The 15,821-nt window shown below is 63.8% G+C and carries 14 protein-coding genes; 4 read left to right on the forward strand and 10 right to left on the reverse strand.

Annotated elements, in window-relative coordinates; translation table 11 throughout:
* Nucleotides 1–255: 255 nt before the first annotated feature.
* The 4 genes from guaA to J7548_RS03335 form a co-directional block, all read right to left on the reverse strand.
* Nucleotides 256–1,848, reverse strand: a complete 1,593-nt coding sequence (guaA, locus tag J7548_RS03320; protein ID WP_290970274.1) for a glutamine-hydrolyzing GMP synthase — start codon at nt 1,846–1,848, stop codon at nt 256–258.
* 120 nt (nt 1,849–1,968) lie between these two features.
* Nucleotides 1,969–3,438 (reverse strand): IMP dehydrogenase, encoded by a 1,470-nt coding sequence (gene guaB, locus J7548_RS03325; protein WP_290970277.1) that lies wholly within the window; start codon nt 3,436–3,438, stop codon nt 1,969–1,971.
* A 141-nt stretch (nt 3,439–3,579) separates the two neighbouring features.
* Nucleotides 3,580–3,882, reverse strand: a complete 303-nt coding sequence (locus tag J7548_RS03330) for an RnfH family protein (RefSeq protein ID WP_290970280.1) — start codon at nt 3,880–3,882, stop codon at nt 3,580–3,582.
* On the reverse strand, nt 3,875–4,306 hold the full coding sequence (locus J7548_RS03335) for a type II toxin-antitoxin system RatA family toxin (RefSeq protein WP_290970283.1): 432 nt from the start codon (nt 4,304–4,306) through the stop codon (nt 3,875–3,877). Before J7548_RS03335 ends, J7548_RS03330 begins: the two co-directional genes overlap by 8 nt.
* 66 nt (nt 4,307–4,372) lie before the next feature.
* On the opposite strand from J7548_RS03335, the gene smpB reads away from it, so the two are divergent.
* Nucleotides 4,373–4,822, forward strand: coding sequence for an SsrA-binding protein SmpB (smpB, locus tag J7548_RS03340; RefSeq protein WP_290970287.1), 450 nt, complete (start codon nt 4,373–4,375; stop codon nt 4,820–4,822).
* Nucleotides 4,823–4,868: 46 nt separating this feature from the next.
* Here the strand turns inward: smpB and J7548_RS03345 are convergent, their stop codons facing one another.
* Nucleotides 4,869–6,422, reverse strand: coding sequence for a tetratricopeptide repeat-containing glycosyltransferase family protein (locus J7548_RS03345; protein WP_290970289.1), 1,554 nt, complete (start codon nt 6,420–6,422; stop codon nt 4,869–4,871).
* A gap of 344 nt (nt 6,423–6,766) precedes the next feature.
* Between J7548_RS03345 and J7548_RS03350 the strand changes: the two genes are divergently transcribed.
* Both J7548_RS03350 and J7548_RS03355 read left to right on the forward strand, forming a co-directional pair.
* Nucleotides 6,767–7,456, forward strand: a complete 690-nt coding sequence (locus tag J7548_RS03350; protein WP_290970291.1) for a response regulator transcription factor — start codon at nt 6,767–6,769, stop codon at nt 7,454–7,456.
* Nucleotides 7,457–7,460: 4 nt separating this feature from the next.
* A complete protein-coding gene (locus J7548_RS03355) occupies nt 7,461–8,870 on the forward strand; it encodes an ATP-binding protein (protein WP_290970294.1) in 1,410 nt (469 codons plus the stop codon).
* A gap of 27 nt (nt 8,871–8,897) precedes the next feature.
* On the opposite strand, the gene J7548_RS03360 is transcribed toward J7548_RS03355, so the two are convergent.
* The 4 genes from J7548_RS03360 to ppsA form a co-directional block, all read right to left on the reverse strand.
* Complete coding sequence (locus J7548_RS03360; protein ID WP_290970297.1) at nt 8,898–10,166, reverse strand: serine hydrolase domain-containing protein; 1,269 nt, start codon at nt 10,164–10,166, stop codon at nt 8,898–8,900.
* Between the two features lie 62 nt (nt 10,167–10,228).
* Complete coding sequence (locus J7548_RS03365; protein WP_290970300.1) at nt 10,229–11,143, reverse strand: stomatin-like protein; 915 nt, start codon at nt 11,141–11,143, stop codon at nt 10,229–10,231.
* A gap of 28 nt (nt 11,144–11,171) precedes the next feature.
* Nucleotides 11,172–11,606 carry an NfeD family protein gene (locus J7548_RS03370; protein ID WP_290970303.1) on the reverse strand — a complete coding sequence of 145 codons (435 nt, stop codon included), beginning with the start codon at nt 11,604–11,606 and terminating at the stop codon, nt 11,172–11,174.
* A gap of 132 nt (nt 11,607–11,738) precedes the next feature.
* Nucleotides 11,739–14,096 (reverse strand): phosphoenolpyruvate synthase, encoded by a 2,358-nt coding sequence (gene ppsA / locus J7548_RS03375; RefSeq protein ID WP_290970305.1) that lies wholly within the window; start codon nt 14,094–14,096, stop codon nt 11,739–11,741.
* 365 nt (nt 14,097–14,461) lie between these two features.
* Between ppsA and J7548_RS03380 the strand changes: the two genes are divergently transcribed.
* Nucleotides 14,462–15,316, forward strand: a complete 855-nt coding sequence (locus J7548_RS03380) for a pyruvate, water dikinase regulatory protein (RefSeq protein WP_290970308.1) — start codon at nt 14,462–14,464, stop codon at nt 15,314–15,316.
* Nucleotides 15,317–15,352: 36 nt separating this feature from the next.
* Here the strand turns inward: J7548_RS03380 and J7548_RS03385 are convergent, their stop codons facing one another.
* The gene (locus tag J7548_RS03385) at nt 15,353–15,817 is read right to left on the reverse strand and encodes a DUF6314 family protein (RefSeq protein WP_290970311.1); all 465 of its coding nucleotides are present in this window, start codon (nt 15,815–15,817) and stop codon (nt 15,353–15,355) included.
* Nucleotides 15,818–15,821: the final 4 nt, after the last annotated feature.

A 15,821-nucleotide genomic window follows, 5' to 3' on the forward strand; every position in this document is an offset into this window, starting at 1 on the left:
GCGCGCGGTAGGGCTGGTGGTGGTTCCACCAGTCCCACCGGGAAACGCAGCCAGCGCGCCTTCTGAGGGCAACCCTCCGAGAACGGCCATCAGGCGTCGCCTGCTGTTGTTGCCGCTCCTTGCCGTAGCACCACTACGCCGCGTCGCCACGCCTAGGCAGACAACGCCTGATATAAAAAGACAAAAAAGCCCGCAAAATCGCGGGCTTAGCTGTTATTTAATGCCTGAAGATACCAGCCACTGCCAGACGTGGAATCACTCCCACTCAATCGTAGCCGGCGGCTTACCCGAAATGTCATACACAACACGGTTCAAACCGCGCACTTCATTGATGATGCGGTTGGACACCCGCCCCAGCAACTCGTGCGGCAGATGCGCCCAGTGCGCGGTCATGAAGTCCTGCGTCTGCACCGCACGCAGCGCCACCACGTATTCGTAGGTGCGGCCGTCGCCCATCACGCCCACCGACTTGACCGGCAGGAACACGGCGAAGGCCTGGCTGGTCTTTTCGTACCAGGTCTGGCCGTCTTCATCCTTGGTGTTGCGCAGCTCTTCGATGAAGATGGCGTCGGCGCGGCGCAGCAGGTCGGCGTATTCCTTCTTCACTTCACCCAGGATGCGCACGCCCAGGCCGGGGCCGGGGAACGGGTGGCGGTACACCATCTCCGGCGGCAGGCCCAGGGCCACGCCCAGTTTGCGCACTTCGTCCTTGAACAGTTCGCGCAGCGGTTCCAGCAGCTTCAGGTTCAGGGTTTCCGGCAGGCCGCCGACGTTGTGGTGGCTCTTGATGGTATGGGCGGTCTTCTTGCCCTTGCCGGCGCTTTCGATCACGTCCGGGTAGATGGTGCCCTGGGCCAGCCACTTGGCGCTGGTCAGCTTGGCCGATTCGGCCTGGAACACTTCGACGAATTCGCGGCCGATGATCTTGCGCTTGGCTTCGGGGTCGGTGACGCCGGCCAGGTGCCCCATGAACTGCTCGGTGGCGTCCACGTGGATCACCTTCACGCCCAGGTTCTTGCCGAACATGTCCATGACCATCTTGCCTTCGTCCAGGCGCAACAGGCCGTGGTCGACGAACACGCAGGTCAGCTGGTCGCCGATGGCGCGGTGGATCAGCGCCGCGGCCACGCTGCTGTCGACGCCGCCGGACAGGCCGAGGATGACTTCGTCGCTGCCGACTTGCTGGCGGATCATTTCCACCGCTTCGGAGATGTAGTCGGGCATGTTCCAGTCCGACTTGCAGCCGCAGATATCATGCACGAAACGGCCCAGGAGCGCCGTGCCCTGCACCGTGTGGGTGACTTCCGGGTGGAACTGCACGCCGTAGAAACGGCGCTCCTCGTCGGCCATTCCGGCGATCGGGCAGTTGCCGGTGGAGGCCATCAGCTTGAAGCCGGCCGGCATTTCATTGACCTTGTCGCCGTGGCTCATCCAGACCTTGAGCATGCCGTGGCCTTCGGCGGTGGTGAAATCACTGATGTTTTCCAGCAGCTTGGTGTGGCCGTGGGCGCGCACTTCGGCGTAGCCGAATTCGCGCAGGTGGCCGTTCTCGACCTTGCCGCCCAGTTGTTCAGCCATCGTCTGCATGCCGTAGCAGATGCCCAGCACCGGCACGCCCAGTTCGAACACGGCTTGCGGCGCGCGCGGAGTGTCGCCTTCGGTGACGCTGTTGGGGCCGCCGGAGAGGATGACGCCGGCCGCGCCGTAGTTGCGTACGAACTCATCGCTCACGTCATACGGGAAAACCTCGGAAAACACGCCGGCGTCGCGCACGCGGCGGGCGATCAGTTGGGTCACCTGGGAACCGAAGTCGAGGATCAGGATTTTCGAGTGCGAATGCGTAGACATGGCTTTGAGGGATGGCTGCGATAATCTGCGTTAGTGAATGGGTACGGCTGCTGCAAAAATTCAACAGCCCGGCAGTCCGGCATCTTGCCGCGGACTGTCGGGCTGTGGCCGCATCTTGAATTACTCGGCGCGGTAGTTCGGTGCTTCCTTGGTGATCTGCACGTCGTGCACATGCGACTCGCGCATGCCGGCGGAGGTGATCTCGACGAATTCGGCGCGTTCGCGGAAATCGTCGATGCTGGCGCAACCGCAGTAGCCCATCGAGGAGCGCACGCCGCCCACCAGCTGGTACAGGATGGCGACGACCGAGCCCTTGTAGGCGACGCGGCCTTCGATGCCTTCCGGCACGAACTTGTCGGCGGTGTTGTCGCCGTCCTGGAAGTAGCGGTCGGCCGAACCGTCGGCCATCGCGCCCAGCGAGCCCATGCCGCGGTAGGACTTGTAGCTGCGGCCCTGGTACAGGATCACTTCGCCCGGCGCTTCTTCGGTGCCGGCGAACATGCTGCCCATCATCACGGCCGAGGCGCCGGCGGCCAGCGCCTTGGCGACGTCGCCCGAGAAGCGGATGCCGCCGTCGGCGATGACCGGCACGCCGGTGCCCTTCAGGGCTTCGGCGACATTGGCGATGGCCGAGATCTGCGGCACGCCGACGCCGGCGACGATACGGGTGGTGCAGATGGAGCCGGGACCGATGCCGACCTTGACCGCATCGGCGCCGTGTTCGACCAGCGCCTTGGCGGCCGCCGCGGTGGCGATGTTGCCGCCGATCACTTCGACGTGCGGATACTTGGTCTTGACCCACTTGACGCGGTTCAACACGCCGGCCGAATGGCCGTGGGCGGTATCGACCACGATCACGTCCACGCCGGCTGCGACCAGCAGCTCGATGCGCTCGTCATTGTCCGGGCCGACGCCGACGGCGGCGCCCACGCGCAGCTTGCCGTGCACGTCCTTGCAGGCGAACGGGTGTTCGGTCGACTTCTCGATGTCCTTGACGGTGATCAGGCCGCGCAGCTCGAAAGCGTCGTTGACGACCATCACGCGCTCCAGGCGGTGCTTGTTCATCAGGCGCTTGGCTTCTTCAGGATCGGCGCCGGCGCCGTTTTCCTTGACGTAGACCAGCTTGTCGCGCGGGGTCATCTTGGCGCGCACTTCGGCGTCCAGTTCCTCTTCGAAGCGCAGGTCGCGGTTGGTGATGATGCCCACCAGGCTCTTGCCTTCGACCACCGGGAAGCCGCTGATGCCGTGCTGCTTGGACAGCGCGATGACGTCGCGGATCTTCATGGTCGGCGGGATGGTGATCGGGTCGCGCACCACGCCGGATTCGAAACGCTTGACCTTGGAAACCTCGCGCGCCTGTTCCTTGGGCGTCAGGTTCTTGTGGATGATGCCGATGCCGCCCTCTTGCGCCATGGCAATAGCCAGGCGCGCCTCGGTCACGGTGTCCATGGCCGCGGAGACCAGCGGGATGTTCAGCGTGATGTTGCGCGTCAGGCGCGTGGTCAGGGTCGTATCTTTGGGGAGGATGTCCGAGAAGGCCGGGACGAGCAGCACGTCATCGAACGTGAGTGCTTTTTGGAGAAGACGCATAGTGTTTCCTATAGGCGCAAAAGCGAATTATACAGAAAAGCTTAGCGTGCGTCGCGCTGCAGTTGAGTTTTAGCGTCCGGCCTGTGGCAAACAGGCCCGATCCGTTGAAATTCAGGCAAGCATGGCCGGCAGCGCCAAGCGTCAGCGCGAGGCCTTTTCCTTATGCGCCACGCGGCGGCGGCGCGAATCCTTGGGGTCGGCGATCAGCGGGCGGTAGATCTCGATGCGGTCCCGCGCGCGCAGCGGCGTATCCAGCTCCTTCACCTTGCCGTAGATGCCGACGCGGCATGCCGTCAGGTCGATCGCCGGATGTTCGCGCAGCAGGCCGCTGCCCATGATGGCTTGCTGGATCGTGCAGCCCTCCTGCACCTCGATGTCCTTCAAGACCTGCAGGCCGGGCGCCGCATAGCAGATCTGCACTTGCAAACGGGCCGGTTCAGCCATATATCTGCTCGGCGCGCTTGCAGAAGGAATCGACGAAGCTGTTGGCGATCATGCTGAACACCGGGCCGATGACGCCTTCGAGGATGCGGCTGGAGAATTCGTACTCCATGTCGAACTCGATCTTGCAGGCGTCTTCGCGCAGCGGCTTGAAATGCCAGCGCCCTTCGAAATGCTTGAACGGCCCTTCCACCAGGCGCATGGTCATGCTGGTGGGACGGACATTGGTATTCTGGGTGCTGAATGCCTGTTTCAGGCCGTGGTAATTGATCTTCAACTGGGCCGTCAGGCTGTGTTCGCCGCGCTCGGCCACTTCGACGCCCCCGCACCAGGGCAGGAATTCCGGGTAATCCTCGACCCGGTCCACCAGGTTGAACATCTGCTCCGCGCTATAGTTGATCAAGACGGTTTTGTGTACGACTGCCATCGAGGGTGGTCCGTTTGATAAAATCGCAAAGTAATAATTTTAACCGACGGGACCCATTTTTCTTAGATGAGCATAGTTGACAACAAAAAAGCCTTTTTCGATTACTTCATCGAGGAGCGGTTCGAGGCGGGCATCGTCTTGCAGGGTTGGGAAGTCAAATCGATACGCGCCGGCCGCGTGCAACTGAAAGAAGCCTATGTGATCGTGCGCAATGGCGAGGTATTCCTGTTCGGCGCGCACATCAGCGCCCTGACCAGCACTTCCACCCATGTCCACCCGGAAACCACGCGCACCCGCAAGCTGCTGCTCAACGCCGCCGAGATCAACAAGCTGATCGGCAAGGTCGAGCGCTCCGGCTATACGCTGGTGCCGCTGAACCTGCATTACAGCAAGGGACGCGTCAAATGCGACATCGGCCTGGCCAAGGGCAAGAAACAGCATGACAAGCGCGAGACCGAAAAGCAGCGCGACAGCCAGCGTGAAATCCAGTCTGCCATGAAACAGCACCGGCGCTGACCCCACCTCCCGCAGGAAACACGATGGCTGCCTTGCGCAGCCGTTTTCATTTGCCCAGCGTGCGTATGAACGCCGCGACCTCTTCCACCACGCTTTCCCAATTGCCGCGCTGCCGCTGGCGAAACAGGCGCATGCGCGGGTACCATGCGCTGCGTTCCGGCTGCTGCCCCCAGCGCCACTCCCCCTCCAGCCGCAGCATCAGCGCCACCGGCATATCCAGCGCGCCGGCCAGGTGGGCCACCGCGCTGTCGATGCAGATCACCAGATCGAGATTGCCCATCAGCGCCGCCGTATCGTCCCAATCGTTCAAGGCGAAGCGTTGCAGGTTTGGCTGCGCATCGGCGCATGGCCGGTCGGCCGGCGGCACGGCCTGCTGCAGGCTGATGAAATCGGCATCGACATCGAACAACGGCTTGAGCTGTGCCAGGGCCAGGTCGCGCGTATGGTTGATGGCGCCGTATTGCCGCCCGGCCCAGGTAATGCCGATGCGGGCGCGACGCCGCTCGCCCAGCCGCGCCGCCCAGTCCGCCACCCGTGCCGGCGCCGGGACCAGATACGGCGGCCGCGGGCTTTGCCCCGGGTCCGGCCGGCCCAGCAGCAATGGCAGGCTGAGCAAAGGCGCATGCAGGTCGTGGGGCGGCAAGGCCTTGTCGTTGCCGATGAAGCCGCACATCGGGAATGAGCGCTGCAGCAGCGGCAGCAAGCCGGGCGGCGCGCAGACGATGGTGCGCCCCGCCCGGCCCGCCGCATCCGGGATATAGCGCGCGAACTGCAGCGAATCGCCCAGCCCCTGCTCGGCCCACAGCAGCAGCGTTTTTCCGGCGAGCGCCATCCCCGGCTGCCATTGCGGACTGGCGCTGTGCACGTCGGCGCGGCGGATCTGCGCGATCGCGCGCCTTGCCTCATGCTCGCGCCAGCCCTCCTCGTAGTGTCCCGCCATGAGCAGCAAATGGCTGCGCGCCACGCGGGCCTCGGCGAAAGCGGGATGCAGGGAGAGCGCCTGCTCATAGCAGGTCTGCGCTTCGCCAAAACGCCCCATCTGGCGCAATACATTGCCGCGGTTGAACTGGAGCAGCGCCATGTCGCCGGATGCCTGTCCGTAACAGGCCAGCGCTTCTTCGTGCCGGTTCAGCCGCAGCAGGATATCGGCGCGCAAGTTGAGCAGGGAAAAATCATCCGGCATGGCTGCCATCGCTGGCGCCAGCGCCTCAAGCGCATGCTCGTGCAGCCCGAGCTTGAACAGCGCATGCGCCTTGGCGGCGCTGATCTCGGAAACCGCCGCCGTCAGCGGTCCGGCCAGCGCACGGTCGCATTTCTCGACCAGTGCGTATAGCGCCTGCGTACGTGCAGTAGCGGCATCTGCCAGCGTGGGGCTAAGCGCCAGGCATTCCTCGTAACTGGCGACTGCGGCCTGAAAATCCCCGGCCTGTTCCTGCAGGCGCCCGCGCTGCATCAGCAGCGGGAAGAATTCCGGCTCGAGGGCCAGGCCCGCCGCCACCTTTTCCAAGGCCGGCCCGTGCCTGCCGGCGCCGCCCAATGCGATGGCTTCGCACATCAGGGACATCAATTGCCCAAGCCTGGCCTCATCCAAAATATTCATGCGGTGAGCTTAGCACGCCGGCGGCCGATGCCGGATGCGCGATCCGCTCCGCTGCCGCATCACTGGCCCCGGCAAATCGGAGTAAAGTTTTACCGGTCGCGACCGGGTTGCCGGGGCTGCGGCCAAGGCAATTTCCGCCACCGGAAATCTTGCGGCACTGAAACAAAGAAGACGAGCATGGCCGGCCTGGAATGTTCGCGCCGCCAGGGTAAATGAATGTAAAGATGCAATTGTAAAGACGCTCTGAAACACATCTGCAAAACCTTTTACGGCATATTAGCGGCTGCCGACGCCCCGCGTTTTCAATGCGGGGCAATTCAAGAATGCAAGAATGGAACGCAGCAATGTCTAAAGTGCTTTTGATCGACGATGATGTCGAGCTGGTCGATATGCTCAAGGAATACCTTGAACAGGAGAAATTCGAAGTCAATGTCGCCTATGACGGCGAAACCGGCGCCGCCGAAGCCTTGACCGGCCAATACGCCATTGCCGTGCTGGATGTGATGATGCCGCGCCTGAACGGGGTCGACACCTTGCGCCGCATCCGCGCCAGGAGCAGCATGCCGGTGGTGATGCTGACCGCCAAGGGCGACGACACCGACCGCATCATCGGCCTGGAACTGGGCGCCGACGACTATGTCCCCAAGCCCTGCACCCCGCGCGAGATCGCCGCGCGCATCCGCGCCATCCTGCGCCGCGCCACCGCTGAAAGCAGCGAGCAATCGCCCTATTCCCCATTGTCCGTCGGCGCGCTGTCGATGTGGCCGGAACAACGCCGCGCGACCTGGGCCGGCCATCCGCTGGAATTGACCAGCAGCGAATTCAACCTGCTGGAAGTGCTGGCGCGCAATGCCGGCAAGCCGGTCAGCAAGCAGCACCTGTCGGAGCAAGGGCTGGGCCGTCCGCTGGCGCGCTTCGACCGCAACATCGACGTCCACCTCTCCAGCATCCGCCAGAAGATCGCGGCGCTGGGCAGCGACAAGAGCTGCATCCAGACCGTCTACCGATTGGGCTACCAATTCATCAAGGAATAAAGTAGTGGGTCGGTTATTCTGGAAGTTCTTCTTCTTCATCGCGATCGCCCAGATCACCGCCACCTTCGGCGTGGGCGTGCTGTTCTGGGTCGAGAACCTGGAACGCAACAGCCGTTCCACTGAAATCGACCTCAGCCCGCCCGCCTCCTTCATGATCCGTTCGGCTGCCGCGACCCTGCAGTTCGGCGGCACCGAAGCCTTGCGCAGCCTGATCAACGAAGGCCGCGAGCGCCGCCTGAAGCTATACGCGGTGGATGAAAACATGAACGACCTGATGGGCCGCGAAGTCTCGCCCAAGCTGGTGGAAGAAGCGCGTGCCGTGCTCAGGACCGAAAAGGAACGGCGCGTGGTCGAACTGGTGAAGGCCGCCAACGGCCACAGCTACCTGTTGTTCATTCCCGCCCCGCCCGATGAATTCGCCGGCCCCGGCCCACGCGAGCCGCGCCATATGCGCGAGCGCAGGCCGCAGCCGCTGTTCTTCCCCAGCATGCCGATCGTGGTGGCGCTGGCCGCCAGCATGGTGTTCGCCCTGTTGCTGGCCTGGTATTTCTCCTACCCGATCCGCCACCTGAAGAACGCTTTCACCCAGGCCGCTTCCGGCAACCTGGACCTGCAACTGGAACCCGTCATGAGTTCGCGCAGCGACGAACTGGCCGACCTCGGGCGCGATTTCGACGCCATGACGGCCAAGCTGCGCACGCTGATGGAAAGCCAGCGCCGGCTGCTGCACGACGTCTCGCACGAGCTGCGTTCGCCGATCGCGCGGCTGCAAGTGGCCATCGGCCTGGCGCGGGTGCAGGACAAGGACAAGCTGGACATCACGCTGGAACGCATCGAGCGCGAAAGCATGCGCATGGACAAGCTGGTGGGCGAGCTGCTGACGCTGTCGCGGCTGGAAGCCGATGTGCCCGGTTCGATGGAAGAGAACATCGCGATCCAGCCGATGCTGGCCGACATGGTCAACGACGCCAGTTTCGAGGCCGGCGCCAACGGCAAGCAGATCGAGAGCCGGATCGACTGCGCGGTGGAGATCAAGGGCAATCCCGAACTGCTCTACCGGGCGATCGAGAACGTGCTGCGCAACGCCATCAAGCACACCGCGCCCGATACCGCCGTGCAAATCCATACCCAGGTCGATGAGGCCAACAAGCTGCTGAACCTGTCGATCCTGGACCGCGGCCCCGGCGTGCCGGAAAACGAACTGGACAGCATCTTCGAACTGTTCTTCCGCAGCAGCCGGACCAAGAGCAACAGTTCGGGCCACGGTCTCGGGCTGTCCATCGCACGGCGCATCATCGAAGCCCACAACGGCTACATCCGCGCCGCCAACCGCAGCGACGGCGGCCTGCGCGTGGACATCACCCTGCCCTTCATGGCCGACGAACCGGCCAGGGGACAGACGCTGGACGCCTGACCGGCCCCCTTCGCGCACGGGAACCCGCTACTTTGCAGCCTGCTCCGGATCCGGCTGGTTGATAATCGCCGCCATCAATCCCCGCTGCACCGTGACCTGGAAGGCCTGCAGCCCTTCCATGGCCTTTTCCAGCGGATAGTCGGCCGGCAAGCGGTTGAACAGCACCGCCCACGACCAGCCGTCTTCGCGCGCCTGCAGGTAGGCATAAGTGCCGGCAATCAGCGCGCCGCTATGCGAGATGATGTTCACGCCGTTCATCCTGGTGACCACCCAGCCCAGTCCGTTGTTATTGTCAGGCATGGCGGGATTGCGCTGCTTCATCAGCGCGACCGTCCGGGGCTTGAGCAGCGCGGGCGATCCGCCGCGCCCCAGCGTGGCGTCGGCGAAGCGCACCAGGTCGCCCGCCGTCATCGCCCAGCCGCCGTGCGCATCCATGGCCTGGAAATGGAAACCGAAATACGATCCCGGGCCGGTCGCTCCGCTGCCATCCTGGTCCGGCACCGGCGGCCAGCGCGGATCGTCGTAATACACGGCTTCGCTGGCCGAGCGTTGCATGCGCTTGTCGGCGGCGATGGCCGCACCGGCCGCCCCCGCGGGTTCCAGCACCAGCTCGCGCACCGCTTGTTCGTAAGGCTTGCCGCTCTTGTGCTCGATGATGCGGCCGAGGATGTTGTAGCCGAAATTGCTGTAATGGAATTCGGTGCCGGGCGCCACGTCCAGCAAGCGGTGCCTGAGCATGAACGCGACCACGGTGCGCGCCGGGGCCGGGGCCGGCACGTTCATCGTGCGGGCGATTTCGACCAGGTCGTATTGCGGATCGTACTCGCTCGCGCCCCAACCGCCGGTATGCTGCAGCAGGTCGCGCAGCGTCACCTTCAGCACGCGCGAATCGAGCGGTTGCGCGAAATCGGGATAGGCGGCGTCGGGCAACAGCCCATCCGGCCCGAATACCCGCCGCTCCAGCGCCTGCGGCAGCTCATCCTCGAACAGCTTGAGCACCGCCACCGCCGTGATCGGCTTGGAGACGCTGGCGATGCGAAACACCGTCAGCGGCGTGGCCGGCGTATTGCTTTCGGTCACCGCCATGCCGTAGCCGCGCTGGTAGACGAATTCGCCCTTGTAGGCGATGGCGATGCTGGCGCCGGGGATCTGGTAGTGGGCCAGCAATTGGTTCATCTGGCCATCCACCCTTTCGGCCAGCGCCTGGTCCGGCGACTGCGCCTGGATCGGCACTGCCGCCGCCATCCACGCGAAAAACGAAGCTGCCGACAGCAGCCGGCGCATACGGCTCGACATCGCGGCCTCCCTTGTTGACCGGCGCCTGTCGATGACCATTCGCACGGCGGAAACCTGCGGCGTCACTTCGGCTGGCTCTTGACCACCTGCAGCGCCGCGGCGATCAGCCCGCTCATATCCGACAGGTTGGCCGGCACGATGATGGAGTTATTGGTCTTGGCCAACTGGCCGAAAGCGGCCACGTATTGCTCGGCCACCTTCAGGTTCACCGCGTCCGAGCCGCCCGGCGCCTGGATCGCGGCGGCGGTCTTGCGGATCGCCTCGGCGCTGGCCTCGGCAATCGACAGGATCGCTGCGGCCTGGCCCTGGGCGCGGTTGATGGAGGCCTGCTTTTCGCCCTCGGACTTGGCGATGGCGGCTTCGCGCTCGCCGGTGGCGATGTTGATCTGTTCCTGCTTGCGGCCTTCGGAAGCGGCGATCAGCGCGCGCTTCTCGCGCTCGGCGGTGATCTGCGCCTGCATCGCGTGCAGGATCTCCTTGGGCGGGGTCAGGTCCTTGATCTCGTAGCGCAGCACCTTCACACCCCAGTTCTCGGCCGATTCGTCGATGGCGCTGACGATGGCGGTGTTGATGTGGTCGCGCTCCTCGAAGGTCTTGTCCAGCTCCATCTTGCCGATCACCGAACGCAGCGTGGTCTGCGCCAGCTGCGTGATCGCGGCGATGTAGTTGGACGAGCCGTAGGAGGCGCGCATCGGGTCGGTGATCTGGAAGTACAGGATGCCGTCCACCTGCAGTTGCGTGTTGTCCTTGGTGATGCAGACCTGCGGCGGCACATCCAGCGGGATTTCCTTGAGGATGTGCTTGTAGGCCACGCGGTCGATGAACGGCACCACGATGTTCAGGCCCGGGGCCAGCGTCGCGTGGTATTTGCCCAGGCGCTCCACCACCCAGGCATGCTGCTGCGGGACCACCTTGACCGTCTGCACGACGAACACGATGGCGATGAAGAAAATGACCAGGGTTACGCTTCCCAGCATGAGGCTCTCCTTAGGTGTGATTCAGTATTCAACGCGGCGCGACGATCAGCCGGCTGCCGCGGATTTCGCGGATGACGAAAGCGCCGGGCTCGGCGTGATGGCCGCTTTGCAGCTCCACGTCCCACAAGGCGCCGCGGTAAGGCACGCGGGCCAGATACTGGTTGCCGTGCTGCTGCCAGGCCGCCACTTCGACGGTCTGCCCGATGTCGAGGATGACATTGGGGTCGCGGTTGGCGTCGCTCTTGCGCAAGCGGCCGAAACGGCTGCGGCGCAACGACATCACGGCGGCGATGCCGACGATCGCGGCCGCCAGCAATTGCCACTCCACCTGCGCGCCCGCAAGCGCGGCCACGCCGCCTGCCGCAAGGCCCAGCGCGATCATCAGCAGGTAAAAAGTCCCGGTGAAAAGCTCGGCGACGATCAGCGCGCCGGCCAGCACGAACCAGATGGCCCAATCCGTCATATGCGATCCCTGTCTGTCAAAACGCCGGCTTTCCCTCCGGCAAGGGCGACAATAGTCTACTCCACAATCATGCGCCCAAAAACAAAGGCGCGGACATTTCTGCCCGCGCCTTCATGTTGACCGCTTACCGTCTTACTTCTTGCCGGCCAGTACCTGCCAGGTGTCGATGACGGTGTCAGGGTTCAGCGAGATCGACTCGATGCCCTGCTCCATCAGCCACTGGGCGAAGTCCGGATGGTCCGAAGGCCCCTGGCCGCAGATGCCGACGTACTTGCCCTTGGCGCGGCAAGTCGAGATCACCTTGGTCAGCAGCGCCTGCAGCGCCGGGTCGCGCTCGTCGAAGTCGGCCGCCAGCAGCTCCATGCCGGAATCGCGATCCAGGCCCAGGGTCAGCTGGGTCAGGTCGTTGGAACCGATCGAGAAGCCGTCGAAGTGCTCCAGGAACTGCTCGGCCAGGATGGCGTTGGACGGCACTTCGCACATCATGATCACGCGCAGGCCGTTCTCGCCGCGCTTCAGGCCGTTCTTGCCGAGCAGGCCGATCACCTTCTCCGCCTGGCCCAGGGTGCGCACGAACGGCACCATGATCTCGACGTTGGTCAGGCCCATATCGTTACGCACGCGCTTCATGGCCTGGCATTCCATCTCGAAGGCTTCGGCGAAGTCCTCGGCCAGGTAGCGGGCGGCGCCGCGGAAGCCCAGCATCGGGTTTTCCTCGTCCGGCTCGTAGCGCGAACCGCCGATCAGCTTCTTGTACTCGTTCGACTTGAAGTCGGACAGGCGCACGATCACGGTCTTGGGCCAGAACGCCGCGGCGATGGTGGCGATGCCTTCGGCCAGCTTGTCGACGTAGAAAGCCTTGGGCGAGGCGTGGCCGCGCGCCACCGATTCCACCGCCTTCTTCAGGTCGGCGTCGATGTTCGGGTATTCCAGGATCGCCTTCGGGTGCACGCCGATGTTGTTGTTGATGATGAACTCCAGGCGGGCCAGGCCGACGCCGCCGTTGGGGATCGACTGGAAGTCGAACGCCAGTTGCGGGTTGCCCACGTTCATCATCACCTTCAGCGGGATCTGCGGCAGCTCGCCGCGCGCCACTTCGGTCACTTCGGTTTCCAGCAGGCCGTCGTAGATCTTGCCTTCGTCGCCTTCGGCGCAGGACACGGTCACCAGGGTGCCGTCCTTGAGCACATCGGTCGCGTCGCCGCAGCCGACCACCGCCGGCACGCCCAGCTCACGGGCGATGATCGCCGCGTGGCAGGTACGGCCGCCACGGTTGGTGACGATGGCCGATGCGCGCTTCATCACCGGTTCCCAATTGGGATCGGTCATGTCGGCGACCAGCACGTCGCCCGGCTGCACGCGTTCCATTTCGGCCGGGTCGCTGATCACGCGCACCGGGCCGGCGCCGATCTTCTGGCCGATGGCGCGGCCGGTGGCCAGCACGGTGCCGGTGCTCTTCAGCTTGAAGCGCTGCTGGGCATCGGTCGCCTTTTGCTGCGACTTCACGGTTTCCGGGCGAGCCTGCAGGATGTACAGCTTGCCGTCGCGGCCGTCCTTGCCCCACTCGATGTCCATCGGGCGGCCATAGTGCTTCTCGATGATGGTGGCGTACTTGGCCAGTTCCACCACTTCGGCGTCGTTCAGCGAATAGCGGTTGCGCAGTTCGACCGGCACGTCGACGGTCTTGACCGAGCGGCCGGCCTTGGCTTCGCCGGTGAATTCCATCTTGATCAGCTTGGAACCAAGGTTGCGGCGGATCACCGGCTGCTTGCCCAGTTCCAGCATCGGCTTGTGCACGTAGTATTCGTCCGGGTTGACGGCGCCCTGCACCACGGTTTCGCCCAGGCCGTAGCTGGAGGTGATGAAGACCACGTCCTTGAAGCCGGATTCGGTATCGATGGTGAACATCACGCCGGCGGCGCCGACGTCGGAACGTACCATGCGCTGCACGCCGGCCGACAGGGCCACTTCAGCGTGGGTGAAGCCCTTGTGCACGCGGTACGAGATCGCGCGGTCGTTGTACAGCGAGGCGAACACGTGCTTCATCGCTTCCAGCACGTTGTCGATGCCGACCACGTTGAGGAAGGTTTCCTGCTGGCCGGCGAAGGAGGCGTCCGGCAGGTCTTCCGCGGTAGCGGAGGAACGCACGGCGAACGACATCTCGCCGACGGAGTCAGCCACCAGCTTGTCGTAGAAGGAACGGATTTCCTGGTCCAGGCGCGGCTGGAACGGGGTATCGACGATCCATTGGCGGATTTCGGCGCCGGCTGCGGCCAGTGCGCGCACGTCGTCGATATCCAGTCCTTCCAGGCGCGCAGCGATACGCGCGGCCAGGGTCTGGCCACCGTCGGCACTGTGTTCGAGGAAATCGCGGAAGGCTTGCGCAGTGGTGGCAAAACCGCCCGGCACGCGTACACCGGCGCCGGCCAACTGGCTGATCATTTCACCCAGCGATGCGTTCTTGCCGCCGACGGACTCGACGTCCGTCATGCGAAGAGTTTCAAACGAGGCTACGTATACAGCCCCCTGGGTATTTACTGCGTTGGACATGACAACCCCTAGCTTGATGATAAGAAATCTTCGCGGGTGCAGCATGCGTCTGTTGATTTTTGTTATTCTGCGACGATGGCGGCAGCAATGGCGGCGTGAGAGACGAACCCACCGGCCGGAACCAGCGCGCGCAAGCACCGAGGACGTTTGCCAATGCAAACATCGCAAGATACTCGGTCAAATTACGCAGGCGCTGGATGGTCATTCAGGATGGGCTGCTCGATCAGTTGCCAGGCATTGTACCGCGCGAAACCATTTTTGTTCATTGCAGCACCCTTTTTTTATCTTTAATTTATAACAACATCATGCTCGATCCCATCCCCCTGCCGCGCTCGGCGCCGGCCATCGCCGCCAACCGTACCGTATTCTTCGTTTCCGACGGCACCGGGATCACCGCCGAAACGCTCGGGCATTCGGTGCTGAGCCAGTTCGAGCTGCGTTTCAAGCAGGTGCGCCTGCCCTTCATCGACACCGTGGACAAGGCGCATGACGCCACCCGCAAGATCAATGAGGCGTCCCAGGTCGACGGCAAGCTGCCCATCGTCTTCTCGACCCTGGTGAAATCGGAGCTGTCGGCCGTGATCCGCAACGCCAAGGCCATGCATATGGACCTGTTCCAGACCTTCGTCGAGCCGCTGGAGCAGGAACTGGAGATGAAATCCACCCACACCATCGGCCGCAGCCACAACACCGCCGACTCGGAGGAATACAAGAACCGCATCGAGGCCATCAATTTCTCTCTGGCGCACGACGACGGCCAGTCCAACAAGAACCTGTCGGAAGCGGATGTGGTCCTGGTGGGTGTGTCGCGCTCGGGCAAGACGCCGACCAGCCTTTACCTGGCGATGCAGTTCGGCATCAAGGCCGCCAACTATCCGCTGATCCCGGAAGACTTCGAACGCGAGAAGCTTCCCACCGGCCTGACGGCGCACAAGAAAAAGATCTTCGGCCTGACCATCGCCCCGGAGCGCCTGGCCGAGGTGCGCAACGAGCGCCGCCCGGGCAGCAAATACGCGTCGCTGGAAAATTGCCGCTATGAAGTCAATGAGGCGGAAAAGATGATGCGCCGCGAAGGCATCCGCTGGATGTCGTCGACCGCGAAGTCGATCGAAGAGATCGCGGCGACGATCCTGCAGGAAGTCAAACCGGAAACACGCTGATTCCCGCTACCGGCCATTCCCGCCGGCAACGGAACATCAGGCGCGCCGGTATTCGGTCAGCAGGCGGGAATGCTTCTTCGGGCCGCGGATGAAGGTTTCCAGCGAGAAATTCCCGGCATCGTGCAAGGTGTAGGCGGCCGTATAGCAATCCGGCCCGCAGATGTGTTCGGCCGCCGGCGCCAGCAAGTTGCCCTTGAGCACATATTGCTGATAAGGCACGCCGACGCGTTCGCCGTCGGCGAAGAAGACCTCCACCGCCTCCGTCCCGAACCGGTATTCGAATACGCGGGTAAAGGGAATCGGCCGGCCCGGCGGCAGCATGCGCAAGTTGCCATGTTCGCGGTAAAGCAGCCGGCCCGCTTCCCCTGTCGCCGTGAATGAGCAAGCGCCGTCGGCTTCGGCCTGCGGCGCATCCTGCGCACCCCATATGGTGCGGCTGAAATGCCAGTCCCCGAGGAAAAAACCGGGCAAGCCGGATATATTGCCGGGCAGCGAATCCATGATC

This window comes from Herbaspirillum sp., assembly GCF_017744395.1.
Lineage (GTDB): Bacteria > Pseudomonadota > Gammaproteobacteria > Burkholderiales > Burkholderiaceae_D > Herbaspirillum.